The 25,602-nt window shown below is 60.9% G+C and carries 21 protein-coding genes, 4 pseudogenes and 1 riboswitch; of the genes and pseudogenes, 14 read left to right on the forward strand and 11 right to left on the reverse strand.

Annotated features, from left to right (window positions below; translation table 11 throughout):
- Nucleotides 1-30 precede the first annotated feature (30 nt).
- A complete protein-coding gene (locus ACFSOZ_RS17590) occupies nucleotides 31-1,086 on the forward strand; it encodes a DNA-processing protein DprA (protein ID WP_378924767.1) in 1,056 nt (351 codons plus the stop codon).
- 2 nt (nucleotides 1,087-1,088) lie between these two features.
- The gene (locus ACFSOZ_RS17595; protein WP_379100206.1) at nucleotides 1,089-2,324 is read left to right on the forward strand and encodes an HAD-IA family hydrolase; all 1,236 of its coding nucleotides are present in this window, start codon (nucleotides 1,089-1,091) and stop codon (nucleotides 2,322-2,324) included.
- 184 nt (nucleotides 2,325-2,508) lie between these two features.
- On the opposite strand, the gene ACFSOZ_RS17600 is transcribed toward ACFSOZ_RS17595, so the two are convergent.
- The 6 genes and pseudogenes from ACFSOZ_RS17600 to ACFSOZ_RS17625 all read right to left on the reverse strand — a co-directional run bounded on the left by ACFSOZ_RS17600 (nucleotide 2,509) and on the right by ACFSOZ_RS17625 (nucleotide 11,887).
- Nucleotides 2,509-5,646, reverse strand: coding sequence for an AAA family ATPase (locus ACFSOZ_RS17600; protein WP_379078718.1), 3,138 nt, complete (start codon nucleotides 5,644-5,646; stop codon nucleotides 2,509-2,511).
- Entirely contained in the window at nucleotides 5,643-6,290 is a 648-nt protein-coding gene (locus tag ACFSOZ_RS17605; RefSeq protein ID WP_379100208.1) for an ABC-three component system middle component 1, read from the reverse strand. The genes ACFSOZ_RS17600 and ACFSOZ_RS17605 overlap by 4 nt, the downstream gene beginning before the upstream one ends.
- Entirely contained in the window at nucleotides 6,287-8,647 is a 2,361-nt protein-coding gene (locus ACFSOZ_RS17610) for an ABC-three component system protein (protein ID WP_379100210.1), read from the reverse strand. The genes ACFSOZ_RS17605 and ACFSOZ_RS17610 overlap by 4 nt, the downstream gene beginning before the upstream one ends.
- A 465-nt stretch (nucleotides 8,648-9,112) precedes the next feature.
- Nucleotides 9,113-10,192: an ImmA/IrrE family metallo-endopeptidase gene (locus tag ACFSOZ_RS17615; protein WP_379100212.1), complete on the reverse strand. Its 1,080-nt coding sequence runs from the start codon at nucleotides 10,190-10,192 to the stop codon at nucleotides 9,113-9,115.
- Nucleotides 10,193-10,309: 117 nt separating this feature from the next.
- Nucleotides 10,310-10,780, reverse strand: a pseudogene (locus ACFSOZ_RS17620) (hypothetical protein); the annotation flags it as partial.
- Nucleotides 10,781-10,940: 160 nt separating this feature from the next.
- Nucleotides 10,941-11,887, reverse strand: a protein-coding gene (locus ACFSOZ_RS17625) for an IS630 family transposase (protein WP_417568608.1) whose coding sequence is annotated in 2 segments (ribosomal slippage) — nucleotides 10,941-11,543 and nucleotides 11,546-11,887 — 945 coding nt in all. Because the reading frame shifts where the segments join, the coding sequence is not laid out codon by codon here.
- 228 nt (nucleotides 11,888-12,115) lie between these two features.
- Between ACFSOZ_RS17625 and ACFSOZ_RS17630 the strand changes: the two genes are divergently transcribed.
- The 8 genes and pseudogenes from ACFSOZ_RS17630 (at nucleotide 12,116) to ACFSOZ_RS17665 (ending at nucleotide 18,398) form a co-directional block, all read left to right on the forward strand.
- Nucleotides 12,116-12,358 (forward strand): DUF982 domain-containing protein, encoded by a 243-nt coding sequence (locus ACFSOZ_RS17630; protein WP_378924779.1) that lies wholly within the window; start codon nucleotides 12,116-12,118, stop codon nucleotides 12,356-12,358.
- A gap of 354 nt (nucleotides 12,359-12,712) precedes the next feature.
- Nucleotides 12,713-12,966, forward strand: a pseudogene (locus ACFSOZ_RS17635) (3-oxoacyl-[acyl-carrier-protein] synthase III C-terminal domain-containing protein); the annotation flags it as partial.
- Nucleotides 12,967-13,062: 96 nt separating this feature from the next.
- Nucleotides 13,063-13,179, forward strand: a riboswitch (TPP riboswitch).
- Nucleotides 13,180-13,283: 104 nt separating this feature from the next.
- Entirely contained in the window at nucleotides 13,284-15,107 is a 1,824-nt protein-coding gene (gene thiC / locus ACFSOZ_RS17640; RefSeq protein WP_379100214.1) for a phosphomethylpyrimidine synthase ThiC, read from the forward strand.
- The gene (gene thiO / locus ACFSOZ_RS17645) at nucleotides 15,104-16,072 is read left to right on the forward strand and encodes a glycine oxidase ThiO (RefSeq protein WP_379100216.1); all 969 of its coding nucleotides are present in this window, start codon (nucleotides 15,104-15,106) and stop codon (nucleotides 16,070-16,072) included. Before thiC ends, thiO begins: the two co-directional genes overlap by 4 nt.
- Entirely contained in the window at nucleotides 16,072-16,269 is a 198-nt protein-coding gene (thiS, locus tag ACFSOZ_RS17650; RefSeq protein WP_095090305.1) for a sulfur carrier protein ThiS, read from the forward strand. The genes thiO and thiS overlap by 1 nt, the downstream gene beginning before the upstream one ends.
- Nucleotide 16,270: 1 nt before the next feature.
- Complete coding sequence (locus ACFSOZ_RS17655) at nucleotides 16,271-17,044, forward strand: thiazole synthase (protein WP_379100218.1); 774 nt, start codon at nucleotides 16,271-16,273, stop codon at nucleotides 17,042-17,044.
- A complete protein-coding gene (locus tag ACFSOZ_RS17660) occupies nucleotides 17,041-17,646 on the forward strand; it encodes a thiamine phosphate synthase (protein ID WP_379100220.1) in 606 nt (201 codons plus the stop codon). The genes ACFSOZ_RS17655 and ACFSOZ_RS17660 overlap by 4 nt, the downstream gene beginning before the upstream one ends.
- Nucleotides 17,637-18,398, forward strand: coding sequence for a hydroxymethylpyrimidine/phosphomethylpyrimidine kinase (locus ACFSOZ_RS17665; protein ID WP_379100222.1), 762 nt, complete (start codon nucleotides 17,637-17,639; stop codon nucleotides 18,396-18,398). Before ACFSOZ_RS17660 ends, ACFSOZ_RS17665 begins: the two co-directional genes overlap by 10 nt.
- A gap of 92 nt (nucleotides 18,399-18,490) precedes the next feature.
- Here ACFSOZ_RS17665 and panC read toward each other — a convergent pair whose 3' ends face one another.
- Both panC and panB read right to left on the reverse strand, forming a co-directional pair.
- The gene (gene panC / locus ACFSOZ_RS17670; protein ID WP_379100224.1) at nucleotides 18,491-19,378 is read right to left on the reverse strand and encodes a pantoate--beta-alanine ligase; all 888 of its coding nucleotides are present in this window, start codon (nucleotides 19,376-19,378) and stop codon (nucleotides 18,491-18,493) included.
- Complete coding sequence (gene panB, locus ACFSOZ_RS17675) at nucleotides 19,375-20,220, reverse strand: 3-methyl-2-oxobutanoate hydroxymethyltransferase (protein ID WP_379100226.1); 846 nt, start codon at nucleotides 20,218-20,220, stop codon at nucleotides 19,375-19,377. The genes panC and panB overlap by 4 nt, the downstream gene beginning before the upstream one ends.
- A gap of 312 nt (nucleotides 20,221-20,532) precedes the next feature.
- Between panB and ACFSOZ_RS17680 the strand changes: the two genes are divergently transcribed.
- Complete coding sequence (locus ACFSOZ_RS17680; protein WP_379100482.1) at nucleotides 20,533-20,958, forward strand: DUF309 domain-containing protein; 426 nt, start codon at nucleotides 20,533-20,535, stop codon at nucleotides 20,956-20,958.
- A gap of 112 nt (nucleotides 20,959-21,070) precedes the next feature.
- Here ACFSOZ_RS17680 and ACFSOZ_RS17685 read toward each other — a convergent pair whose 3' ends face one another.
- The 3 genes and pseudogenes from ACFSOZ_RS17685 to ACFSOZ_RS17695 form a co-directional block, all read right to left on the reverse strand.
- Nucleotides 21,071-21,307, reverse strand: coding sequence for a hypothetical protein (locus tag ACFSOZ_RS17685; protein ID WP_379100228.1), 237 nt, complete (start codon nucleotides 21,305-21,307; stop codon nucleotides 21,071-21,073).
- Nucleotides 21,308-21,425: 118 nt separating this feature from the next.
- A complete protein-coding gene (pmtA, locus tag ACFSOZ_RS17690; RefSeq protein WP_095090311.1) occupies nucleotides 21,426-22,022 on the reverse strand; it encodes a phospholipid N-methyltransferase PmtA in 597 nt (198 codons plus the stop codon).
- Nucleotides 22,023-22,427: 405 nt separating this feature from the next.
- Nucleotides 22,428-24,081: pseudogene (locus ACFSOZ_RS17695) on the reverse strand (MFS transporter).
- Between the two features lie 80 nt (nucleotides 24,082-24,161).
- On the opposite strand from ACFSOZ_RS17695, the gene ACFSOZ_RS17700 reads away from it, so the two are divergent.
- The 3 genes and pseudogenes from ACFSOZ_RS17700 (at nucleotide 24,162) to ACFSOZ_RS17710 (ending at nucleotide 25,596) form a co-directional block, all read left to right on the forward strand.
- Nucleotides 24,162-24,476, forward strand: a complete 315-nt coding sequence (locus tag ACFSOZ_RS17700) for a sigma 54-interacting transcriptional regulator (protein WP_379100230.1) — start codon at nucleotides 24,162-24,164, stop codon at nucleotides 24,474-24,476.
- The gene (locus tag ACFSOZ_RS17705; RefSeq protein ID WP_245331313.1) at nucleotides 24,473-24,913 is read left to right on the forward strand and encodes an AAA-type ATPase lid domain-containing protein; all 441 of its coding nucleotides are present in this window, start codon (nucleotides 24,473-24,475) and stop codon (nucleotides 24,911-24,913) included. Before ACFSOZ_RS17700 ends, ACFSOZ_RS17705 begins: the two co-directional genes overlap by 4 nt.
- 154 nt (nucleotides 24,914-25,067) lie before the next feature.
- Nucleotides 25,068-25,596: pseudogene (locus ACFSOZ_RS17710) on the forward strand (arsenate reductase (azurin) small subunit).
- Nucleotides 25,597-25,602: the final 6 nt, after the last annotated feature.

The raw sequence follows: 25,602 nt of genomic DNA on the forward strand, positions 1-25,602 counted from the left end.
CGGCCGCAATTTTGAAAGGCGTTGAATTCCATGATTGGCATCGAAACACGAACCGCAGCAGGCATTCTCACGCTCACAGCGTTGCGCGGCATCGGGCCCGCCACGGCTGAACGCCTTGCGGAGCGATTTTTGCTACTTGACGCAATCATCGGCGCCGAGCCTGCGAAGCTTCGATCCGTCGTCTCGGCTGCCGTCGCCGAAAGTCTTCACGAGCCGACTGCCATCGTCAACGCCGGCGAGAAGGCGCAGCGGGTGCTCGACGAGGCTCACCGTCGTGACGTGCGTGTGCTTTCCATCTTCGACGTCGACTATCCGGACGCCCTTCGCTCGCTCTCCGATCGTCCGCCCATCCTCTTCGTCAAGGGCACTTTGCCGCCCCGTCGGAGCGTCGCCTGCATCGGTACTCGCGAGCCCTCCGAGTTCGGCGAAATCGTCAGCGACAGGATCGTGGAAACACTAGTTGCTGCGAATTGGGCGATCGTTAGCGGTCTGGCGACCGGCGTCGACACACTGAGCCACCAAGCGGCGCTGCGCCATGGCGGGCAGACCATTGCCGTATTGGCAGGCGGTCTTGACGGAATCTACCCAAAACAAAACACCAAGCTTGCCGACGAGATCCTGGAGAGGAACGGCGCACTGGTCAGTGAGCAGCCTTTCGGCGTGCCGCCTTCGCCGCGTAATCTCGTTCAGCGCGATCGCCTGCAGAGCGGGCTTTCGATCGCGACCTTCGTCATGCAAACCGACATCAAGGGCGGGTCGATGCACACCGTCCGCTTCACGATCCAGCAGAACCGCTTGCTGTTCGCGCCAGTACCGCAGGGCCGCCATGCCGCAGAACCCAAGAGCCAGGGCATTCTCGCGATGACGCAGTTTTCGGCGACCCGCTTCGCTGACGCCGCGCGCGCCGGAGGCGACTATCGGCGCATCCTAGTTGAACGATATCGCAACGACCCCGTGGCTGTGCCGCTCGCCAGCAAGGAGGATTACACCTCTATGCTAGAGCTGCTGGAAAATCGAGTGGCTGGTGATGCAGCTCAGGACGCGCCGGTTCGGCCATCGTCGCCCGCGCAGATGTCGATGCTCTGACCATGCCGAACGTCTTCCTCTTCGACCTCGATATGACGCTCGTCGACAGCTCGGCGCTTGCGCATCTGCGACGCTCGCAAATGTGGGATGCCGTTCGTCAGAATATGAATCTGATCCGACCTTTTCCGGCGCAAGGCCGGGTCGCGCCGCATGAACTTCCTGCCCTGCTGCGGGCCGACGGACAAGCAGTTGGCATCGTTACGTCGTCGCCTGAATGGTACGCGACCGCTGTTCTTCAACAGTTCCGTATCCCTTATGACGTGCTGATCAGCTACGGCGACACCGAGAATCACAAGCCCGATCCTGCGCCGATCCAGGAAGCACTCCGGCGCCTTGGCATCGCCGCAAGTCGGGACTCGCTCTACATCGGCGATGATGTCGGAGACGTAGAGGCCGCCTACCACGCCGGATTGGCCTCTGTAGCAGTCCGCTGGGGGCCCACGTCGATCTTCGAGCTTTCGTCCAGTGCGCCCGACATTTTCGTGTCGAAGGCCTCGACGCTGCTACGCCGAGACCGCATCGGTGGGCGCGGCTACATCGGCGAAGCGCTGACCAGCAATTGGCCCTTCCACAGCCATTGGGGCTCTATTCTCCATTGCGACGACGAGCCCGTCGTTTATGCACTCGGCCGCTATTTCACGGCTTCCGATCCGCGGCATGCGACGAGTGCCTTGAGCGCGGCCGTGTTGTCTTTGAAAAATAATGACAGCCAGGCGCAAGTCCTCGGCGAATGCGTTGGCCGCGCCGTCGACCTTTTCGACTGGAAACCCGACTGCATCATCCCCGTACCCATGAAGCCGTCGCAGGAGCGCAACCGCTTCAAGGAACTGCTCGAAAGCGCTGCCGACCATTTCGACGAGGATATTGAGGTCGAACTCAATGGCCTGAAAACCGTCAAGGAGGTCGAAGGCTATAAGCAGATGAACGCGCTGGAGCGTGCGGAGGCCATAAAGGGTGCCTTTGACACGGATTACACTTGGGGTGGCGCCAAGATTCTGCTGCTCGACGATGTCTACACGACCGGAGAGACGACGAGAGAGTGTGTGCGCATTCTTAACGCCAACGGGGCCGGCGAGGTCCGGGTGATGGCGATCGCCAAGGATCAGCGCGTCTTCGCGCGCAAGACCTGTTCCGCCTGCGGGCGATCGATGAAGATACGCGAGAATCACGCGACGCACGTAAAATTTTGGGGCTGTTCGGGTTATCCGCATAACTGCCAGCACACGGAAGACTTCTAACCCTATCGGGTCTGGACACCTTGTCCGGACTCTCCGGCGCCTGGTGGCGCGTGCCTGCCATCACGAGTTGAAGGCCAGAAAGGCTCAGCGCTGGCCGCAGAAGGCCCGGATCGTGCCGCGCAGGGCATGGACCGGCACGCTGCGGATCCATGCCGGCCACCTCCCCGGCCGGCACGGCAGCGATTCATGCATTGGCGGCCGGAGGTGGAGCAGAGGCGAGCACGCCATGTCCCAGCCGCGAATGCTTGAACACCCACTCGACGCCTTCCTTGCCCCGCCCCAGCAAGCTCAAGGTGGCACACGGAATACGACGCGCATCAAACTTGCGCTGCAGAAATTCTGCCTGACCCAAGTCGTGAGTTGAAAGCAGGACCTGATAGTCCTTCTGCTGCACTAAGTTTGCAATGAAGTCGGCGAACGCGGCCGCGTGGATGGCGTCATTGTGCTGAAGCGGATCGTCGAGGATCAATGCGCGCCAGCGTGCCCATGGGTAGGTGAGACTTGCAGCACATAGCATACTTACCGCCAAAGCCGCCATCTGCCCTTCGCTGTGCACGAGCAGCGGGTCAATCTGGCCAATGGCGGCCGGCACCTCTCCATTGCTCGATGCGCTCTGCTCAATTTTCTTACGCCTGACATGAAGGTCGATGCCAACGCGAGGGTCACACAGGATTGCCCTGTTGATCTGTTTCATCAGCGCGTCGAGAGGCTGAATGTATTCAGCGTTGAACTCTTCGACCTCGCGTGCAATGTCGGTGCTTGCGAGACTGGCGATTTCCTTGGCTTGCTTCGTCGCCTCTAACTGCCGCTGCTTCTCGGCCAAATTCTTTTCACCCACGTCGCGTATCTGATCGCGCTCGCTGTTGGGCGCCAAGTCGACCGCCAGGCGCAGGCGTTCGAAGGTTCCTCGATGGGCCTGTTGACGTGCCCATGCCTCACGACCTTCACGAAGTCGGCGATGGATCAGCGTCGCTTCCTCGACGGCACTCTCGGAAGCGGCCAAATCTTGATCGACACCTTCTAGATCCAACACCGTCGGACCGTTCTCCAACCATCCGAGCTGATGCCATTGCGATTGAATGCGCTGCGCCTCGGAAACGGCTTGCGCAAGCTGCTTTTCTAGCTCCTCGACCCGCGCTGCTGCGCTCGCGACCGCCTGCTGTGACGACGCTGCACGCGCATCGAACTCGGTGGAGACATCACGAGCCGCGTCGGAAGCTTCCTGAGCCCGCTGTAGCTCGTGGGCGACAGTATCGATAGCGGATTCTAGCCAGTCCGCCCGGAGCTGTGTTGGCTCGCTCGGAAAGATCACTGTCGTACGAGTTAAAACTTCCGTAGCAGAGGCTTGTTCGGCTGCAGCGAGATCGGACAGACGACGAGCCAGCGTTTCCCGCTGGCGTAACGCGTCGTCGCGCCTTCTGATGGCATCACCCAGCAAGGAGGAAATATCGTCTGGTGCCAAGCTAGAGATCCAACGCCCGCGACGGTCGCGTCTTGCCTGGAGCGCCTGGATTTTCGATACGAGCTCGAGACGATAGCCCTCAAGGCTACTCAAGTCTGCGGGACCTACCCAGGCGATCCTTTCGAGCAACTGGTCATTGTGAGACTGTTCGGAAGTGAGTCGCTGGCGAGTCAGCCGGATTTCCGATTGAAGTTCTCGCGATGTTCTGAGCCGATCCGTGGCAGCGTTCAGTTCGGTCTGTGCGCGGCGTGATGCTTCTTCTTGCTCGACGAGCAGCGGTGCCAGGCGCGCGGCCGCAAGCGCGACGCGTTCGTGCAGCAGGTCCGCATTGTCAAAGCGGGTAGCGCAAACCGGACAGTCACAAGCATCAACCGGCAGGTGGGTGGCAATCGTGGAAACGGCTGCGGTCAGCGCACTAACTGACTTCTGCATTTCCGAAAGCAGCGATCCCTGTACATCTGCTACCCGGTGTGCTTCTTCTAAAGCGTCCGCGGCAGCGTCGACTGCCTGATCGATGGACGGGTTCCTCAGCTCCATCGACGCCAGCGTCCGCCGCTGAACGTCTAAGCTGCTTGATCGTGCGATCCATTGGGCACACCGGTCGACCTCTTCTCGCAATGAGGCGATTTGGTTGTCGGTTGAACTGATTTCGCTCTCGAGGCGCGCAATGATCTGGCGCCTGCGCTCAACTCGTTCGACCTCGTTTTCTGTGCCTTTGAGCGACCGCTCCGCGTCCGTCAGCGAAATTGCAAATCGCCGATGCTCATCGCGCAGCTGCGCAAGGCGCGCTGTAGCCTCGCGTAGCTGGACGAGCTGCATATGCGCGTTTCGCGTGGTCGCAAGAGCTTGCAGTTTCGTCGCGGCCTCCCTGCGCTTGGCAGCAGCATCGGTAGTGGCTTGCGTGGCCGCCGCGGCTGCCGTCGCAAGTTCGCGCTCCGCCTCCAACGACGCCGCTCTCTTCTGCACTACTTCGAGCGAGTTCCGGCCCTTCTCTTCCAGCACAAGCCGCGATTGCGCGATCGCTAGACGACGGTTTCTGACCGCTCCAGCTGAGGTAGCTATTGATGTCTGCAATGCATCGTCGCTAAAGCGGTCAATGCTTATGGACCCCGGCACGTTGCTTCCAATCACCGGCGACACGCGACTCAGGGCACTAGCGATCTGTTGAACAAGGTCGCGCGCGGCGCCATCGTCGATTGCTCCCGAAGCGTGAGCACCCTTCCAGAGCTCGGTCTCTTGGGAGAGGAGGTTTCTCAGGTCATTGATGTCTCGCTCGAGATCACCGATCCGCTTCGTGAATGCGCGTGCGGCGGCATTGCTGCCTTTCCCATGCATTGCGATGCCGATTGCTTCAAGTTCGGCACTTTGCGCCGCCTCCTTCAGGATCTCGAAGCGCTCATCAGACGATCGATGCGTCAGCCGAGAAAGCGTCGACTGCCCGAGGAAGTGAGTAAGGAGTAGATAGCGATTGAGAGCGCTAATCTGTGGTTTCCACGCATCGGTCCTGAGATACTGCGAGACGTCATCCACCCCGGCCAGCGTGGAGATGACCGCTTGGGGCGAGGCAAGCTGACGTTCAATCACCTTGCCGTCCGAAAAACTCATCGCGACCGATGTCGAGCCGGGTTCATCACGCCAGCGGCAGAGGTACTTGCCCACCTTGTCGTACCCATTGGCTGGACGGAAGTGGTCGATATTGTCGGTGAGCGTCCACTCCAGTGCATCAAAAAGCGACGACTTGCCCAGTCCATTGCTTCCGTGGACGATTAGCACGCTCGGCCGTGCCGCCAGTTCTACCTTGAGACTTGCGAAGCTGCGGAACTGCACAAGCTCGATACCGGTGAGATAGACTTGGCTCATTGTGCTGCCTCTCTTGCCGAGACCAACTCTACAACCAGAGCGTCGGGATCATCCTTCACTCGCCTCACAGCGCTGACCCATTGCTGGGCGACTTCGTTTGTTAGCCCGCGGGCGACCAGGGTCCGCTGAGCCAATCCTTGGTTGTTGTCCAGTGGCGCGTTAAGGCTCTCGTCGGCCTCGCGCCACGGTGCCGCAAGAAATGTCCTGGTGAGGAAATCCTTGTACGAGGCTTCCATCGCCACCGTGTCCGGAATCCATATGATCTTGCGACAGACCGTCTCGTCCCGCTCCGCAAGATCTACAACGCTGCGCCAATCCGCGTCAGGCGAAGGATTGGTCGCGCAAAGCATCAAGTGGGCGTTGATGACTTCCTCGGCGCGCATGTATGACCGCGCAATGACCATCTGGCTATGCAGCCTGCGGAGCGACGCTTGCATCTCCTCCACGCTGCCAAGCACCACCGGCGCAACGATTGTCGGATAGTCGCCAAGTCGTAGACCATAGGTCCCAGCGGGAAGCGGAACCGTGGTCTCGTCCGACCGGCCACGGAACTTAGCAAGCGTGAATTCGGGCACGATCGCCGTCGTCCAATCTAAAACCTTGGCGGATTCAATCAGCCGGTAATTGAGCTCTTCCGCCGTCATTTCGACACACCGTTTAGCTGGTCGTCCTGACGCTGGCGCAGTGCGGCGAACTCTTCAGCCACAGCCTCTTTCCACTGGGCGAGGTCACCAGCCAAACGCGTTCGCCAGTAACCGGTATTTTGAATAATTGCCGGGCTAACACGTCGCGCGGCCCTCATAGTTGTTCCAATGGTGCCCCCGTCGAGAACACGGCCCGCGGGGTTTCGGACGTCAACCTCGCCGCTGGCCGAAAGAATCAGCGCGTCGACACCCCAGTCGTCAGGTTCCGTCCGGATTGAGATTGGATCAGAACCGATCACTTCGCATCCCGTGCCCAGTGCAACGGCATCGGTTGCAAAGCTAAGATTGCCGCGCTCGACCGATATAGGTGCAAACGGCTGCTGACAGTGCGCTGCCATGATCATGATGAGCGCGTTCGCCATGCGCTGAATACTACCATAGTCACCGTCCCATGGGCTGATTGCCTGCTGATCGACTTGAGCGAGCCAGCGAAGAAAATCAAAGCGTAGCGTGTGGTTCGCATCCAATATTTGCTGCCACGAGTTCCAGGCCTTGCCGACTTCAGCAAGTAGTGGAGCCGACAATTTCCCCAATGGAGGGGTTTGCCCCTGCGCAATGGCCTGTTGAACACGTCCGTCCAGCGCCCGCATAAGGCACGCATCGACACTGGGCATTATTTGGGCGCCGTCATAGTCCTGGGCCGCTCGCACGGATGTAGGAGCGGGTGCTGTGCCGATCCCGGGTAATAGCTTTGTCCACTCGGTTGAAACGGCCGGGTACGCCCGGAGATCAATCTTGCCGGCACTACCTCTGGTTAGCCGGACGAGATCTATCGCCTCCGGCAGCTGGTTTGGCAGCACGTGAATATCAATCGTGACGCGCTTAGGGAGCTGCTCGCAAGCGAGCGCTACTTCGGCCAATTTCTGGCTGCCGCGCTCGATCAGAACATGCGCAGCGGGGTCAACCAGGATTTCTACAATTCGCTTTGCTTCATCGGCCTGAACAAGCTGCTGCTGCTTGGATGCGTAATCCGCGATTTTCTGAATTCGCAGTTCTTCGAACAGTTCGAAGGTTGCTTCGTCCAGTACTGGGGGGGCCGCCAGACCAGGTGTAGCGGCAAGCAGTGGAGTCAGGTGCGCCTTATAGTCAGCCAGAAGCGTAGCGGCGGGGGCGTACCTGTTCTCTATGTCAGGCCCATGACGCAGTACGACGTGCTTGAATGAGCCGACATACGGAGTGGTGCCGAGGCTGATGCCCACCAGCGCGGTACCAGCCGTTGTTTTCTTCGTATCTTTAACAGACCCCCTCGTACGTTGGACTGTGACGCCTTCACCCCGAGCTGCTTCGAGCAGCGCGAACACCATGCAGTGGTTAAGCTGCGACGCCCGGCCGGCAGCAAACAGGGGGCCACTCGAGTTGATTGTGACGACCCGGTCTTTGCGGAGCATGGGGCGCAGCCGATCCAGCACGCTATGCATCTCCAAGATTGGTAGAAGATTAGTGCGCAGGCTCACCTCGATATCTTGTTCGAACGCCGCCCCGGTGAAGATGATGTCCGCCGCGATGCGAAGTTCGTCGCCTGGAAAGAGCCCAAGGAAGCAGCGCGTAAAGCTGACATGCTCGAACCCATCGACTAGGAGTCCCAGTGTCTCCGTCAGCGCGCCGTCGCCATTGCCGCTGACGATATAGCTGGCGCCTGAGACTGGTTCAGTTGCCGACGTGCCGACCGAACCCGGCCGCCAATAGTCTTCGGGTACCACGTCGCCAGACGACCGCTCATCTCCGAATCCCATGGCGAGGACGACGTGCTGAAAGATGCGGTTTTGAAGGCCGTCGGGAGCTCCAAAAGTAAGCTGCCAGGCCGCACCTGATGGCGCAATTTCGACCAGCTTGTGGCTTGGCCGAAACGTCAGGTTGGGCAGCGACACGTCAATCTTCGAGAACTCGCCGCGCAGTGCGTTACACACGATACCGCCCGTCCCTGCCGACCAATCCATTACCGGCAGGCCAGCTCGATCGTCGAGCGACCCTCGAGTGGGCCATTCATATATGTGCGGATGAAGAAGGCGCGACGACGCACTCTGTAATTGCAAAATCTGCGACGCAGGATCGTATAGCGTCACCTGCTTGTCGAGCAGGGCAAGTGCACACGCAAGGGTCGAACCAGCAGCGCCAGCGCCTACGACCGCGATCTGATGACTAGCTTTGACAAGATCTAGCCCGTGCATCGCTTGGGCGAGCCGCAGGGCGCGAACCTGTTGCGAATAGAAAGTGATGCGAGGGTGGAAGGGACCAACGAAATAGACTGCCTTTGCAGACGGCGTCTGGGAAGCGTTAATCAGGTCGACGTGATCCATCACTATGGTTTCCATTAATATTTACTTCCATCAGCCGCACGAGAGCGCGGCTAGCATTGTGACTGGGAGCCCAGACTTATATTGATAGATTCGTCCAGCCGCACAGCCGTCGCCAAAGCAGGTGATACGACCGCAGCCTAGTTGATGCCCCTCTCCTGCTTACTTATCGGGTATTGGAAAGTCGCGCCAAGAAAGTTTTCAATCAGCAAGGCCCGCACTTCGCGGTTGCGTGTTGCTTTGCTGTTTCAGCCACCAGCGGGCACTGGACGTTGAACGCCGGTTGTCACAGCGCCATTTGCATGGAGCCGTGGCGAATGAAATCTGACCGCTTGTCCGATCGCGGTGCATGACTAGTCAAGCTTGGTTAAACACTGCGGATTATGACAGGATAGAGCAGGCAGCGACCTTGCCGGATCGCCGAACAGCTGTCACGAGGACGGTTGCCCTTACAGGGAGCGATCTGCCTCACTTCACAAGCCGCAAATTTCCCCTTCTGGGGGTTGTCAAAGCATTTGGCGTGGATGGCACGCCCATAGTCACAAGGCCAAAAAGAAGTTTGACAACCTCTGATTCAGGAACGGACAGGTTGCTCGAAAGTCGATCCACACCGGCCCCATCCTGACGGAGATTATCAAGGACCTTCTTCCACACCTGCGGCTGCTCACGGCACATCTGCATTGGTTCATCCGTTCGCCAACCCCGCCGAGAAATCTCCATAAACAACTGCTGATAGGTCCACTTCGATACCAAACCGAGTTCATGAAGCCGATACGTCATTGCGGCCACTGAAACCGACCACGCTCGCTTAAGTTCGACAACTTTTGGCAGCCCCGCGATGCGACCTTCCGCCCGTAGAGGACCTTCTGGCATAAGGAAAGCCGCAGCGAATTCGTTCGCTTGTTTTTCGGCCTCAAGACCATTTGGCGCCGCGTGCTTGTGCAAGACAAGATGCCCTAACTCATGGGCAGCGTCGAAACGGCTTCGCTCGGCAGACTTTTGGGAAATGAGAAATACGTAAGGTTTTTCCCCACGCCAGACTGAAAAGGCATCAACCTCCTTTCCATCCTCGCCTAGGGAAAAGACGCGCCCCCCCCTCAACTCCAGAAGGTGCACCATGTTCTTGATGGACCGGTTGCCAAGGCCCCAAAAATCACGGAGGCCGGCTGCAGCACTTTGAGGTGTGTCTTCTCGCATATCGGGCACAGCAGAGACGGGCAGATCAAACTCTGTATCCAACCAGTCAGACATCAAGAACGCAATTGCCCCTGCGGCAATCGCCCCGTCTCGCTGGCGGGCCGTCATTTTGCTCATCGATCGGAAGCTGACCCCCTCTTCGCGCGGAATGTCCAGATCATCCGACAGAAAAAAGGAAAGGGGAAATCCCAAAGTGCGAGCAAGCTTCTTGGCAACATCCTCGCTCGGAAGATACTCCCCCGCTTCATAGCCCGTGACCGTACGTGGTTCGATACCAGTCTTTGCAGCGAGTTCTTTCATCGTCAGGCCGGCCCGCTTACGAGCCACGGTAAGCCGCGATCTATTAAACATTATGCCGCCTTGCGCTTCACCGGCACATCAATCTCGACGTCTTCGATCGGGTCTTCGACCGGCACTCCACCGTCCACACCCGGCAACGGAATGAAGATGCGCTCTCCCCAGTCAGTTATAATCCGGGCCGGTGACGGCGCGAAGCTCGCTGCGCCCGTCTTTTGCCTCCAAGGTTTTCACAAGCTCGCGATGGGACAGCAGGCCGTGCTGCAGATTGATGGCAGCCAGCGGCGCTGGAAGCTGGCGCAGATAGGTGGCCGGCGCGCCGACCAGGCTGGCGAGTTGGCCAAAACTCCAATGCGTGGGTGCAACAGGGGCATGCGCATCGGGCAGCATTAGCCACAGGCGCTCCCGATCGTCGCGGCTGGCGTCGACGCGGATCAGTTCGCTTTCGACGAGGCGGGTCTTGATGCGTTCGGTTCGCCATTTCACCGAATTATGGAGATCGGTGAGAGAAAGGTAGCGCTCGTCGGCCGGCCGATTGAACCACTCCGACGACACGCGACCGACACGCTGGCCGCGGCTGACGTCGACCTTGTAACCGGCACGCGCGTTACGGACGGGCGTGTGAAATTCCATCTGTGTCATGGTTGCTGCTCCGCGGCGGACGCCGGGAGCCTCTCTCCCGGACCTTCACCCGCCGCTGCAGGCCCGCCCGCCCTCTACCTCTGCCGGCATCCCCGCCCGCCGCCAGAAGCGCCGGCATTGCGGCAGAGTTTGCGCTAGAGCAGTTTCTGGATAATCACGGTTAGGCATCGTAGCCGGCGTGGGCGAACAGGTTTTCGCATTCTTTGGGGTGGAAACGATCGATGGCGACGGCCACGGCGTCCCATAATTCCGGGATGGACCGGGCTGCTGCCTTTCGCAGTAAAGCCTTCAGCTTGGCGAAGGCCATCTCAATGGGGTTAAAGTCCGGGGAGTAGGGCGGAAGATAGCGAAGGGAAGCCCCCGCAGCCTCGATGATTTCGCGGACACCGACCACTTTATGAGCAGGCAGGTTGTCCATCACGACGACATCGTCGGGTTGAAGCGTCGGCACGAGGACGCGGCGCAAGTAGACCAGGAATGCTTCGCCATCCATGGCGCCGTCCAGGAGCCAGGGCGCGACGATCCCGTCGAGGCGCAGGCCGGCCGTGAAGGTCGTGGATTTCCAGTGCCCATGAGGAACAGCCGCCCGGCAACGCTGTCCACGCGCAGAGCGGCCTCGTAGCCGGGCCATCTTGGTATTGAGGCCACTTTCGTCGATGAAGATCAGGCGGCTCGGATCGAGATCGAGTTGGCCTTCGAACCACTCTTCCCGCGCTGCCAAAACATCCGGTCGCTGCTGTTCGGCCGCGTGCGCTGTCTTTTTTTGTACGTGATGCCACGCTTTGCGAAGAACGCATGGACCGTCGTCAGGCTGGCTTTGACCCCGCGCTCTGCCGCAAGGCGATCGACGATCTCGGCAAGCGTGATGTCCCGCTCATCGGTCTCGACCAAGGCGAGAATGAAAGTCTCGTGCGCGTCCAGCTTCGATACCTTCGGCTTGCCCTGCCGCCCAGGTTCCAGATTGCCGCTCGAACGCCAGGCCCGATACCATGCACCAGACGTCGATATCCCGATGGCAAACCGCCGTGCCGCTTCTCGGGTCGACAGGCCTGCCTCTATCGCCTCGATAACACGCGTCCGCAAATCCAGGCTGTAAGCTCGTGCCATGCCGCTGCTCCTTCCGCAAATCACTTCGATCAGGGAATCAGAACAAGCCGTTCACTGCAAACAAACGACTCCGATTAAGGGAAAACCGCTCTAGGTGGCTGGCGCACGAAGTGTGAAGGCCGGCAAGGTCTGCTGGCCCTATTCGGCCCTCGGCAATACATGTATGAAACGAGCCGACGTCATGGCAGGCGCAGACCGCACCAAGCTCGGTATTGAGGGTGTAATTGGATGTCGAGCAGGTTCGTCCGACCGGTGGTAGTGCAAGTTGGACGACATGACCGTGAGCGCGTCATTTTCGATGTGAACGACGCGGCCACGATTCTGCTCCGGAGCTTCCATGATCAGACGAAGAAGCGGAAACTGGCTATGGATGCATGCCTTCAGGTTCTGCGTGGCGAAGCCCACCCGCTGGTTGCCAGACGGGCTTTCGTTGTGGCGGCGTTAGAAGCGAAAATTCTGCGCAGTGATTGAGTTACAAGATTATAATAGCCTCAATTACTTCAACCCCCCCCGCAAGAGCAGTAACGCAGACAAATAGATCGAACGAACGCTTACTCTTGTAGCCGCGATACATAGCTGCGTATCGAGTGCTGCGCTCGTCGCGCAAGATTGATTCGTTGGATCATCCGCCAAGCTCAGGTTTGCGGCGGAGGTCTTTCCGGTTGGTGGAACGCAACCCTGTCGTCGCCGCCAGAAGGGCCGCATTGCTTCTCCGGCACGCCGTCGGCGCTGCCCCCCCCTGCGGATCTCCACGACGACGGGCTCGCCGTCGATGACCTGCATGAGGGCCTCTGGAGTTGTCGAAGAAGAAGCCGCCTCACGCACAAGCCGCAGGACATCGACCGCTTCGTGCCGCACCAGGCCAATGCCCGCATTTTTGATGCCGTAGGGAAAAACCTTGGCCTTGCCGATCGTGCTGTCGTCAAGACGATCGCCGAATACGGCAATTCTTCCGCCGCGACGATCCCGCTGACGCTGTCACTGGCCACCAGACGAAGCCATTTCGGCCTGGCGAAAAAGTTCTTCTGGCGGCGGCGGGAGCGGGCTTGAGCGGCGGCGCTGTCGTCGTTGGAATATAGCCGAGCGGTGGCCGCCCACGGGCCAAAACTGTCCGAGTGAGATGGATGGCCGGTCGACAGGCGCTTGACAAAGCGGCGCCGTCCCGTTCAACTCCAGACATTCACCAGGGGGGTCCCGACAAGGGGCTGAGATACTGCTGGCTTTCGCAGCGCAGTGACCCGTTGAACCTGATCCAGTTCATACTGGCGTAGGGACGGTGCAAGCGCTTTGCGGGAGTTTATGCCCGAAGACCTGTCTCGAGCAGGTCGGCCAAAGCGTCTTTTCATCCTTCCGGCACAGAACTGGGTCTCCAATGCAATGAGCAAAGGAGCCTCAAATGAATGCCTTGACCCCAGCGGTTTCCACGGGACCGCTGCCTGCCTCACGAAAAATCCACAAATCCGGCGTCCTCCATCCACAGATCAGGGTGCCGATGCGCGAAATCTCAGTCCATCCGACGGCGGGTGAACCGCCCGTGACGGTCTACGATCCATCTGGCCCATATACCGATGTGACGGTCGAGACGAGCATCGAGAAAGGCCTGGCGCGGCTTCGGCACGAATGGATCGCAGCGCGAGGCGATGTCGAAGCTTATGACGGCCGCCATGTCAGGCCGGAAGACAACGGCTTCGCCGTGGGCGAGCGTCTGACGCCGGAATTCCTCGTTCGCAACCGCCCGTTCAAGGGCAAGGCCGGCAAGGCGGTGACCCAGCTTGCCTATGCCCGCGCCGGCATCATCACGCCCGAAATGGAGTTCGTCGCCATCCGCGAGAACCTTGGCCGCGAGATCCTGCACGGCAAGCTGCAACGCGACGGCGAAGCCTTCGGCGCGAAGCTTCCCGATTTCGTCACGCCGGAATTCGTGCGCGACGAGGTGGCGCGCGGGCGCGCGATCATCCCCGCCAACATCAACCATCCCGAGAGCGAGCCGATGATCATCGGCCGCAATTTCCTGGTGAAGATCAATGCCAATATCGGCAATTCCGCCGTCACCTCCTCGATGGCCGAGGAAGTCGAAAAGATGGTCTGGGCGATCCGCTGGGGCGCCGACACGGTGATGGATCTGTCGACCGGCCGCAACATCCACAACATCCGCGAATGGATCGTGCGCAATTCGCCGGTGCCGATCGGCACCGTGCCGCTCTATCAGGCACTCGAAAAGGTCGGCGGCATCGCCGAGGACCTGACTTGGGAAGTCTATCGCGACACCCTGATCGAGCAGGCCGAGCAAGGCGTCGACTATTTCACCATCCATGCTGGCGTGAGGCTGCATTACATCCCGCTGACCGTTGACAGGGTCACGGGTATCGTCTCTCGCGGCGGTTCGATCATGGCCAAATGGTGCCTGCACCATCACCGGGAAAGCTTCCTCTACGAGCATTTCGCGGAGATCTGCGACATCTGTCGCGCCTATGACGTCTCCTTCTCGCTCGGCGATGGCCTTCGCCCCGGCTCGATCGCTGACGCCAACGACGCCGCGCAATTCGCCGAACTGGAAACGCTTGGCGAACTGACGAAGATCGCCTGGGCCAAGGACTGCCAGGTGATGATCGAGGGTCCGGGCCATGTCCCCATGCACAAGATCAAGCAGAACATGGACAAGCAACTCGCGATCTGCGGCGAGGCGCCGTTCTATACGCTCGGGCCGCTGACGACGGACATCGCCCCGGGCTATGACCACATCACGTCGGGCATCGGCGCCGCCATGATCGGCTGGTTCGGCACCGCCATGCTCTGCTATGTGACGCCGAAAGAGCACCTAGGCCTGCCCGACCGCGATGACGTCAAGACCGGCGTGATCACCTACAAGATAGCCGCGCATGCAGCGGATCTTGCCAAGGGCCATCCCGCGGCAAAGATCCGCGACGACGCGCTGTCGCGGGCGCGGTTCGAGTTCCGCTGGGAAGACCAGTTCAACCTGTCACTCGACCCAGAAACGGCGCGCTCGTTCCACGACGAGACCTTGCCGAAGCAGGCCCACAAGCTGGCGCATTTCTGCTCCATGTGCGGGCCGAAATTCTGCTCCATGCGCATCTCCCACGACATTCGTGCCGAAGCGCAGAAGGAAGGAATGGCGGCGATGGCGGAAAAATATCGCGATGGCGGCAATCTCTACATGCCGGTGAGCGACAGCGTGCCCAAAGGACCAGAGCCGTCATGAGGGTGCTGGTCAAAGGGGCCGGCGTCGCCGGCCTCACGGCGGCCTTCGAATTGGCCAGACGCGGCGCGGCGGTCACCGTCGCCGACGTCCGGCACGGCCGTGGAGGCAATGCATCGTGGTTCGCCGGCGGCATGCTGGCGCCGTGGTGCGAGCGCGAAAGCGCCGAGCAGCCGGTGCTGGATCTCGGACGCGGCGCCGCCGACTGGTGGGAGGCGGTGCTGCCTGGTCAGGTGACGCAGGCCGGAACACTGGTTGTGGCACCGCCGCGTGACAGCGGCGAGCTGGACCGCTTCGCCGGCCGCACCTCGGGCCATCGCTGGCTCGATGAAGCGGAAATCGCGCGGCTGGAGCCCGATCTCGCCGAGCGTTTCCGGCGTGGGCTGTTCTTCCCCGGCGAGGCGCATCTCGACCCGCGCCGGGCGATGGCGGCGCTTCACGACAAGCTTGTCGCGATGGGTGTCGACATCAGCTTCGCCACGGACGCGCGGCAGCTTCCCGGGTTCGAGCACGAGATCGACTGCACGGGAATGGCGGCGGACGACGGAAGGCTGCGCGGCGTGCGCGGCGAGATGATGATCCTGCACACGCCTGATATCGCGCTATCGCGCCCCGTGCGGCTGCTTCATCCGCGCTTTCCGCTATACACGGTACCGCGCGCCAACCATCGTTTCATGATCGGCGCGACGATGATCGAGAGCGACGGCGCTGGACCGGTCACGGTCCGCTCTATGATGGAGCTTCTGGGCACGGCCTGCGCGCTCCATCCAGCCTTCGGCGAGGCCGGTATCGTCGAGACCGGCGTCGGTGTTCGCCCGGCCTTCTCCGACAATCTGCCGCGTGTCGAAGCGCGTGGAAACACCGTCGCCATCAACGGGCTTTATCGCCATGGCTTTCTTCTCGCGCCAGCCATGGCGCGGCAGGCGGCCGAACTCGTCTTCGCTGACGAACCCATGGAGCTTGCCTGATGAAATTGACCGTAAACGGCGAAGCGCATGAGGTTGCCGCCACCACGCTGGCAGAGCTGCTTGCAGCGCTCGACTATGAGGGCGATTGGCTGGCGACGGCCGTCAACAGCGACCTCGTGCACAAAGCCCATCGGGCGGAGTTCCAGTTGAGCGACGGCGACTGGATCGAAATCCTCTCGCCGATGCAGGGAGGCTAGCATGTTCGAGCTTTTCGGGACGCCACTGTCCTCCCGGCTGCTTCTCGGCACGGCGCAATATCCTTCGCCGGCCATCCTTGCCGATGCGGTCAAGGCGTCGGGCACGTCAGTAGTGACCGTATCGTTGCGCCGTGAGATGGCGGGCGGCAGGGCCGGCGAAAAGTTCTGGTCGCTGATCCGCTCGCTCGGCACGAGAATCCTGCCCAACACTGCCGGCTGCCACTCCGTCAAGGAAGCGGTCATCACCGCGAAAATGGCGCGCGAAGTCTTCGGTACGAGCTGGATCAAGCTCGAAGTGATCGGCAACCACGACACGCTGCAGCCGGATGTGTTCGGCTTGGTCGAAGCCGCCGGCATCCTGGGCGAGGACGGATTTGTCGTATTCCCCTACACCACCGACGATCTCGTCGTTGCCGAGCGGTTGCTGGAGGCGGGCTGTAAGGTCCTGATGCCGTGGTGCGCGCCGATCGGCTCCGCGCTTGGGCCGATCAACATCACGGCGTTGCGCTCGATGCGCCAACATTTCCCCAACGTTCCTTTGATCGTGGATGCGGGGCTCGGACGGCCATCGCATGCGGCGATCGTCATGGAACTCGGCTTTGATGCCGTGCTGCTGAACACCGCGGTTGCCAAGGCGGCCGATTCGGTCGGCATGGCGCGCGCTTTCGGCAAGGCCGTCGATGCCGGACGGGAGGCTTTCATCGCGGGAATGCTCGAGCCGCGCGATGTCGCGGCACCATCGACGCCGACATTCGGCAGGGCGGTTTTGTCATGAAGCTCGATCCCTTCTACCTGATCGTCGACAGCGCCGCCTGGATCGAACGGCTGGTGCCGCTCGGCGTGAAGCTCGTCCAGCTTCGCATCAAGGACAGGGACGAGGACGAGCTGCGCGCCGAAATCCGCCGCGCGAACGATGTCTGCGCGGTCCATGGTTGCCAACTGATCGTCAACGATTATTGGCGACTTGCCATCGAGGAAGGCTGCGACTTCGTTCATCTCGGCCAGGAGGATTTGGCTGCGGCCGATTTGTTGGCGATCAAGTACGCCGGATTGAAGCTGGGGCTGTCGACCCACGATCATGCCGAACTGGAAACGGCGATGGCCGCCGAGCCTGACTACATCGCCCTCGGTCCCATCTATCCCACTACCCTGAAGAAGATGAAATGGGCGCCGCAGGGACTTGAACGGATCAGCGAATGGAAGTGCCAAGTCGCGCCGATTCCATTGGTCGCCATCGGCGGCCTCAATCCTGAGCGGATCGACGGCGTCTTCGAGGCCGGCGCCGACAGCGCCGCGGTGGTCACCGACATCACGCTGAATGCCGATCCCGAGGCACGCACGCGGGAATGGATTGAAAAGACAAAGAAATGGCGCTGAGGCGAGAACCGCATGTGCTTGTCGTTGGTGGGTCGGATTCCAGCGGGGGTGCCGGCATCGCACGCGATGTCGAGACGATCTCATCCATTGGCGTGCGCACCTGCCTTGCGGTGACCGCGGTGACAGTCCAGACGCACGAAGCCGTCATGGACATCCGTCATCTGCAACCCGGTCTGGTGGCCGACCAGATGCGGGCGGCACTTCAGGCCAACGAGGTGGCGGCCATCAAGATCGGCATGCTCGCGACCGCCGAGATCATCGCCGCCGCAGCCGCAGTGCTCCGCGAAAATCCGCAGGTGCCGGCAATACTCGATCCGGTGCTCGCCTCCACGTCGGGCCGGGCGCTCCTGGAAGCAGGCGCCATCGCTGCCATGAAGCGTGATCTGGTGCCGCTTTGCTGTCTGGTCACACCCAATCTCGTCGAGCTGGCGCTCCTTATCGGCGCCAAGCAAGCGGTCGACGAGGATGAAGCGGTCTGGCAAGGCCAGGAGCTCTTGGCCGCCGGCGCGCAGGCCATTCTGATCAAGGGCGGCCATGCAAAAGGACTTCGATCGACGGATATCCTGCTGCACTCCGGTCAAGAACCCATTCGCTTCGATGCGCCGCGCCTTGCAGTATCGATGCGCGGAACGGGTTGCATGCTGGCCAGCGCGATTGCGGCACATCTGGCGAATGCGAGGTCGCTTGAAGACAGTGTGGGCGAAGGCAAGCGGTTTGTGTTCGAGCAGCTTCAGAGGAATTCAACCGAATGACCGCAGCCCGCCTGCCGAGTTGAGGCCCGCCGCCGGCTCCGCCGTTTGCAATGGGGAGACCGATATCTGGCTCCGTCGGCAGCGAAGGAGGGTCAGGCAGCGGCTTGCTTCAACGCTTGAACCGAGCGTTGCGCCGACTCCACCTCGACATTGTCGATCAGCCGCGTCTGGCCGAGCCAGGCGGCGACGAGCAGCCGCGCCGGTCGACCCGGCGTGGCCATCAGGGCAAGATTATCGCCGGCGCGAAGTTCGAGATACTCCACCCGCGAGAAGCCAGCAGCGAGGATCGCCTGTCGAGCCTCATGCAGCAGGCGCTCTACGGGGTCTCCGGAGCTTAGCCGCCCGGCAGTTTCGAACAGGATCTCTGCCAGTCGGGGCGCGGAGCGGCGCTCGGCGGCGGACAGTCGCGTGTTGCGCGACGACATCGCCAGCCCATCCGCTTCACGCACGGTCGGACAGGCGACGATCTCGATCGGAATATCAAGGTCACGCACCAGGCGTCGCACGACTTGCAGCTGCTGGAAGTCCTTTTCGCCGAAAAACGCCAGATTGGCGCCGGTCTGCAGGAACAGCTTCGTCACCACGGTCGCCACGCCGTCGAAATGGCCGGGCCGGAACGCTCCGCACAGACCCTCGCTCACTCCGGCGACCGAAACCGTTGTGGCAAAGCCTTGCGGATATATGTCGGCTGCATCGGGAGCATACAGAATATGGGTGCCGACCGACGCGAGCTTGGCGGCGTCATCGTGCTCGGTGCGCGGATAGACAGCCAGATCGCCGGCACTGTTGAACTGTTTGGGATTGACGAAGAGCGTCACGATGACCCGGTCGGCCTTTGCAAGTGCGGCACGGACCAAGCTCAGGTGACCCTCGTGCAGGGCGCCCATGGTCGGCACAACGGCGACCTTGAAGCCTTCCCGGCGCCACGCGGCGACGATGCTGCGCAGTTCGGCAACGATCCGGACAATCGGAATGCTCATGCGGCTTCTCCTCCATTGACAGGACGTGGCACGTCGCCGAAGACGTGCTCGACCGCTGGAAAGCGGCGCTCGCGCACCTCGCTCGCATACGTCGCGATTGCTGCCTCGGCGGTCCCGGCAAGCTCGGCAAAGCGCTTGACGAATTTCGGCCGGAAGGTTCCAAACAGGCCCAGCATGTCATCGACAACCAGGATCTGCCCGTCACAAGCCGGCGACGCGCCGATGCCAATGGTGGGGATTGCGACTTCCTGTGTAATCTGCCGGGCAAGCGCTTCGGGTATTTTCTCAAGCACGACCGCGAAGGCGCCCGCCTCGCTCACCGTGATCGCATCGCGCACGATGTGCTCGGCATCCTCGCCTCGGCCTTGGACGCGATAGCCACCGAAAGTATTGACCGCCTGCGGCGTCAGCCCGACATGACCCATCACCGGAACACCGCGCATGGCAAGAAACCGGATCGTCCCGGCAATACTCTCGCCGCCTTCGAGCTTGATCGCAGAACAACCGGTTTCGGCCATCAGACGGACGGCATTGCGGAAGGCCTGCTCGGGACTTTCCTCATAGGAACCAAAAGGCATGTCGACCACCATCACCGCCTTTTCCAGCCCGCGCCGCACGGCCTTGCCATGCATGATCATCATCTCGAGCGTCACGCCGACTGTCGAAGGAAGCCCATGGAGAACCATGCCGACGCTGTCACCGACCAGAACCACATCGCAGTGATCGTCGACCAGCTTTGCGATTGGCGTCGTATAGGCCGTCAGGCAAACAAGTGGCATCTTGCCCTTGCGCGCCGCAATGTCCGGCGGCGTCAACGCCTTGGCCGCTCCCGTTGCGCTCACCAGGTTTCCTTCCCTCGCGTCAACCGCGATGGAAGCGTTTGCCACAAATTTGTGCAGATGCGAAGAGAAAATTTGCATCGCACAATAAAGCCGCGCGTCCGCCTTCCCACGCATTGTCGCCAACCGCCGGGCAATACAAGGACTTCGTATCGAGCCGTGACCATCCATGTGATATCCTGCTCCATGGCCATTGGTTCGAAATCGCGTCCTCGCCACCTGCCGAAAAAGAGCTTTCCAGCCTATGCGTACTTGCCCGGCAGGCAGCCGCATCCCGTGCGCGATCCCGCTGGACACAGCTACCTTGTCGAGCCGATGCCGGTCGCCACAGATGCGGCGCTTGGCTCGGATCCATTCCTCTGGGGTCTCGACCTCTTCAATCACGGTTATTACTGGGAAGCACATGAGGCTTGGGAAGGTCTCTGGCAGGTTGCGGACCGAGGCGGCCCTTCTCGCGTGTTCTTTAAAGCATTGATCCTGTTGTCGGCAGCCGGCGTGAAGATACGTGAGGGCAAAACTGCTGCAGCGGTGCGCCACTCCCGGCGCGCCGCAATGCTGTTTCGTCGACTGAACGGCCCGTCGGAACATATTGTCGAAAACGCGCTTGGCCTCCCGCCAGCCATACTCGCCGACTACGCTGAAGCAGCGACAAGGCTCCCCGCCGCGTTGCGGGCCGTGCCATTTGGTCGGCCTCAACCAGTGTTTGATTTCGTCCTCGGATCAGATTGTCAGGGCCACTAATCCGCAAACAGTTGGGATGCAATGAATGAAAGGTAAAATCCCGGGCGGGGATGGCGAGTGTTGCGGAATGGTCAAAAAGCTCCTCCAAGCAACAAAATACGGCTGTGGGTCATCAGCTAAAGCGGCTGAGCACCACATCCAGGCGCCGCTTGGCGGCTTGGGCCGTCTCTAGACGCTCTCGGTTTTCTCCGACCACCTCCTCCGGCGCGCGAGCAACGAAGTCTGGGTTGTCGAGCTTTTCGGAGAGTTTTTTGATCTCAGCCTCCAGACCACTGACCTGCCTCGCCAGTCGCATCCGCTCTGCTTTAAGGTCGATGAACTCGGCCAGCTCTCGCTCTGCTTCAGGCACGATTTCGCGGAGCGCGCAGCGCGTTGGCTGCGTTCAGAGTCAGACCGCTCGTCGGTAAGTCCAGAGCTGCGCGGGCGGGATATTGCGGAGCGCGCAGCGCGTTGGGCTGCGTTCAGAGTCAGACCGCTCGTCGGTAAGTCCAGAGCTGCGCGGGCGGGATATTGCGGACGACGAAATCGTAGTGTGACACGATGTAGCGGTCCGGCATCTTGATCACTGGCGACAATGGTCCGTAGGTGATTTGCATCACTGGCCTGCCAGCAGGGATGCGGGTCAGCAAATCCTCAAGCAAGGCGATGCGCAGCTCCATCGGGAAGCTCAACATCGGCACCGCGCTTATGACACAGTCGAACTGTTCGGCATTTCGTTCCGCCAGCACTTCACCCAGCGAAAAAGCATCGCCCAATCGAAAATCTACGCACGGAAAACGTAGGGTGAGGCGATTGTAGAAATCCTTCGAATATTCGACCGAAACCAGCTGCTGTGGCTTCACGCCCGTGTCCAGGATAGCCTTGGTGATTACCCCGGTCCCTGCCCCAAGCTCGAGAACTGGCATTCCGGACGCTGGCCTGATCACGCTAGCCATGCGGCGCGCCGCATGAACAGAAGTCGGCATGAGCGCGCCCACTCCTTTTTTGTCCCTTTGCCAGCACCGGAAGAATTGCACTTCTTCCTCAAACTTCCGGCCGAGGCGCTCCTTCAAGCGAAAGACCATGTCTACTCCCTGCTACGGCTATTCATCCGCGTCGCTTTGACGGACGGACGTTTGGACAAGTTTTTCGACATTTACAAGCCCCGCTGACGGCGTTGAAACGGCGCCGGGGTTTGCGTCGGCCGGAACGAAGACCGGTCGTTCGACTCCATCGGGACCGCCAGCACCGTTCGCGTCTGCATCGCCAGTCCTCATCGTGGGGTTCCTGTCTACGAAGGCTGGAAGGCGAAGCCCAAGCCGGCCAGACTCTGTGGCCAAGCGCGGCGTCACCAGAGCGACAATTCGCAACTGCTGGGCACCAACGCAAAAGGATCGAAGCCAAATCGGCGGGAATTCGCTGATGGCGAGAGCCTTGTCCATTCCCGCGCTTCGTGTCTCGCCGAAAACGGTCGTTGGCGTTGGATGAGATCACCGTCGGAAAAAGAAACCTGTCGATTGATCCCGCTTACGGGTCGCTCCCGTCGGTCGCTCGATCGACAGCCTCGTGCGAGGTGGAAGCTCGCCCACGTTCAATTCGAGCAGCCGCTGATCCAACTCCTTGTCCGCCGCTGTGAGGCGATGGTTCAAGCGAAGGTAGTCCATCCAGGTCGGCGTGCGGAATGTCTCTGTCCACTGGGAAGGCTCCTGGAGATCGCGCTGAAGGTTCCAGTGCCGGGCACCAACACGGCTTTGCACTCGCCGTCGTTCGCGCATCTGTTCCAGGAAGGCTTCGACGTTCGTCTCCGGGATTGAGTACTCGATCTTGACGACGATCGGCCCGCTTCTCGACTTCAAGTCCACCGCGACCGCAGGCGTTTCGAAGCCAAGAGGATCTTGGTCAGAATCTTTCCATTGACGAATAGGCAACAGTAACCCGGTGAAGGCGACAAGCAGGAGAGCGCCAGCGGAGCTCTCCAGCGCCACGGTAAGCGAATAGTTCTCAGCCACCGTGCCCCACAGCCAGCTGCCGGCCGCGATGCCGCCCGACGAGAGGGCAGAGTAGATCGAGAGCGTGCGACCAACGACCCACCTTGGGCTTGACAGTTGCACGCTCACGTCAAGCCCGGTCCAGGTGACGACCCAGCCAGCGCCGCCGAGCGCCAAAGCAATAGCCGCCACCGCCAGTGAAGGCGTCAGGGCAAGCGAAAGACAACAAGCCGCGCAGGCGATGCAGGCCAGTGTCGTCAGACGCTCTTGGGACAGCGACCGTCGCAGGATGTTGTTGCAGATGCCGGTGCACAAGGCGCCCGTCCCGAAGCCGGCCATCAGGATACCATAACCGATCGGTCCTCCCCCCAATTGATCGCGGGTGACCAGGGGCAGCAGCGCCAGTATGGAGATGCTAGTCAGGCCGAAAAGCGCTCCGCGCGCGATTGCCGCCTTGATCTCTCCCGACAGCGCCGTGAAGCGCGCTCCGTCATGCATAGCTGTGGTCAATGGCTCGCGCGGAAGAGGCGAAGAGCGCACATTCCATTTGCAGCGCCCAACGGTCCACAGCAGCGTCAGATAGGTCAGCGTCGCGATGGCGAAAGCCGTCAGTGGTCCGAAGGAGGCAACGACGATGCCGCCGAACGCCGGACCGATGCTTCGCATGGCGTTGTAGCCGACCGAGATCAGTGTGACCGCGGCTGGAACATCCCGCTTTCGCAGGATGTCACCGACCGAGGCGTGCCAGGCAGGGTCGGTGAAAGCGGCGCCGCATCCGGCCAAACAGCTGAATGCGAGGATCATCCATGGATTGTACAACCCCAGCGCCACAGTAGCAGTCAGCATCGTCGACGACAAAGCTATCACGCACCAGCCGAGCATCATCACATTGGCGGCGGCTGAAACTGTCGGCAATGGCCCCGGCGAAGATCGACAGAATGAATACGGGCAGCGTCCTCGAAGCCTGCACCAGGGCGACCATCACGTCCGAAGTCGAGATGGTTGCCATCAGCCAACTGATCGCAACGGTCTGCATCAGCCAGCCAAGACTGGATACCTGTTTCGCCAGCCAGATCGGACGAAAAGTCGGACTCTCGAGCGGCGCAAACGTTGCCGACGAAACTGGATTGGCTTCCTCGCGCGCCACCCTGCTCATGGGGCTGAGCCTCCCCCCGTCCGATTGTGCTGGAGATTTTCCTCTGGGTGTGAACGGTCGTTAAAAACTGCGGTTATTCGGTGCCGAGGATTGGGAGTAAGATTTTCGGGCATGAGAAAGGGGCGTTCACCGGCGCCCAGCAACGGCACCTCGGCTATGCCGAGCGAGCTGGAGCAGGCGCGTTATTCCTGGATGAAATCGGCGACATGCCGATGCCCGCTCCAAGCCAAACGTCTACGGTGATCGAGGACGGAAGCTTCAACCGAGTCGGTGGCGAGACCCCCTGCAAGTTTCGTGCACGGGTCGTCTCGGCCACGCATCGCGACCTTGGTCAGCGTGGCGGACCATCAGGCTTCCGCGAGGACCTCGATTTCGGCTTGCCGTGTTGCCGGTGACAGTCCCGCCCCTGCGCGAGCGCCATGAGGACATCACCTGGCTGCTCGACCGATTTCTGGAAAATGCGGTGAGCCGGTCTGACGTGCGCATCCGCGGATTCAGCGCGTTGGCGCAGGAAGCAGCTCTTGCCCATCGCTGGCCCGGAAATGTGCGGGAACTGCGGAACAGGGTCGAACGGGCCGTCGCCTTGTCAACCAGCGAATGGATCATGCCGGGCGACCTGTTCCCGGAACGTGCGGCAAAATCAGAAAATACGACCTTCGCTCCGCTGGCCGATGTTCGTGACGCGGCAGAACGACGTCAGATCGCGCGGGCGTTGGACGAAACCGGCGGCCAAATCGCGAAGGCAGCCGCACTGCTTGCAGTCTCCCGGACTACTCTTTGGGAGAAGATGACGCGGCTCGGCCCCGCCGATCGGGCGCGTTCGACTTCCTGAACCTTCGGCAGCGCAGCATGTTCGGATTTCCGGACGTGAAGCAGGAGTTTCCCGTGTTCTCTCCACGCTCTTTCGATGAAAACCAACATTTTCTGCGGTTGGCACAAGCGTTGCAGAGCTCTTGGCGAAGAAGTTCGCCCAAAGGGAGGTTTGCATGGATCGTTGCAACAAGCTGGTCGACGTCGGCCGGCGTCAGTTTCTAAGGGGCGGGGCATTCGCTGCTGCCCGGATGGCCACGGCCGTTGCACTGCCTGTGCAAGCCCAGACCAAGGCTGCCCCTGGCCTGGCTCTTGTCGAATACCCCTCCAACAAGCTGGCCAACATTGCCGACTTGAAGCCGAACGAGCCGTTCGACGTCGGCTGCCCCGATGAAAATGCGCCCGGCGTGTTGCTGAAACTTGGCACCAAGGTCGACGGCGGCGCCGGCCCGGATGGCGACATTGTCGGGTTCTCGACGACCTGTCCCCATAGGGGCTTTCCGCTGAACTACAACGCGGACGATCATTCCTTCAATTGTCCCGGCCACTATTCGCGCTTCGACGCCGATGCCGGCGGCAAGCAGATCTGGGGCCAGTCGACGGCCCAATCTTCCCCAGTACGCACTTCGCATCGATGCCAAGGGCGACATCTACGCCGAGGGTGTGGACGAGCTGCTGTATGGCCGCCTAAGCAACGTACTTTAAGGGAGG

This window comes from Mesorhizobium newzealandense (assembly GCF_042682145.1).
Classification (GTDB): domain Bacteria; phylum Pseudomonadota; class Alphaproteobacteria; order Rhizobiales; family Rhizobiaceae; genus Mesorhizobium; species Mesorhizobium newzealandense.

Excerpts from the sequence above, each read along its gene's own strand:
- ACFSOZ_RS17590 (WP_378924767.1), top strand. The coding sequence starts at position 31 with ATGATTGGCATCGAAACACGAACCGCAGCAGGCATTCTCACGCTCACA.
- ACFSOZ_RS17595 (WP_379100206.1), top strand. The coding sequence starts at position 1,089 with ATGCCGAACGTCTTCCTCTTCGACCTCGATATGACGCTCGTCGACAGC.
- ACFSOZ_RS17600 (WP_379078718.1), bottom strand. The coding sequence starts at position 5,646 with ATGAGCCAAGTCTATCTCACCGGTATCGAGCTTGTGCAGTTCCGCAGC.
- ACFSOZ_RS17605 (WP_379100208.1), bottom strand. The coding sequence starts at position 6,290 with ATGACGGCGGAAGAGCTCAATTACCGGCTGATTGAATCCGCCAAGGTT.
- ACFSOZ_RS17610 (WP_379100210.1), bottom strand. The coding sequence starts at position 8,647 with ATGGATCACGTCGACCTGATTAACGCTTCCCAGACGCCGTCTGCAAAG.
- ACFSOZ_RS17615 (WP_379100212.1), bottom strand. The coding sequence starts at position 10,192 with ATGTTTAATAGATCGCGGCTTACCGTGGCTCGTAAGCGGGCCGGCCTG.
- ACFSOZ_RS17630 (WP_378924779.1), top strand. The coding sequence starts at position 12,116 with ATGTCGAGCAGGTTCGTCCGACCGGTGGTAGTGCAAGTTGGACGACAT.
- thiC (WP_379100214.1), top strand. The coding sequence starts at position 13,284 with ATGAATGCCTTGACCCCAGCGGTTTCCACGGGACCGCTGCCTGCCTCA.
- thiO (WP_379100216.1), top strand. The coding sequence starts at position 15,104 with ATGAGGGTGCTGGTCAAAGGGGCCGGCGTCGCCGGCCTCACGGCGGCC.
- thiS (WP_095090305.1), top strand. The coding sequence starts at position 16,072 with ATGAAATTGACCGTAAACGGCGAAGCGCATGAGGTTGCCGCCACCACG.
- ACFSOZ_RS17655 (WP_379100218.1), top strand. The coding sequence starts at position 16,271 with ATGTTCGAGCTTTTCGGGACGCCACTGTCCTCCCGGCTGCTTCTCGGC.
- ACFSOZ_RS17660 (WP_379100220.1), top strand. The coding sequence starts at position 17,041 with ATGAAGCTCGATCCCTTCTACCTGATCGTCGACAGCGCCGCCTGGATC.
- ACFSOZ_RS17665 (WP_379100222.1), top strand. The coding sequence starts at position 17,637 with ATGGCGCTGAGGCGAGAACCGCATGTGCTTGTCGTTGGTGGGTCGGAT.
- panC (WP_379100224.1), bottom strand. The coding sequence starts at position 19,378 with ATGAGCATTCCGATTGTCCGGATCGTTGCCGAACTGCGCAGCATCGTC.
- ACFSOZ_RS17680 (WP_379100482.1), top strand. The coding sequence starts at position 20,533 with ATGCCGGTCGCCACAGATGCGGCGCTTGGCTCGGATCCATTCCTCTGG.
- pmtA (WP_095090311.1), bottom strand. The coding sequence starts at position 22,022 with ATGGTCTTTCGCTTGAAGGAGCGCCTCGGCCGGAAGTTTGAGGAAGAA.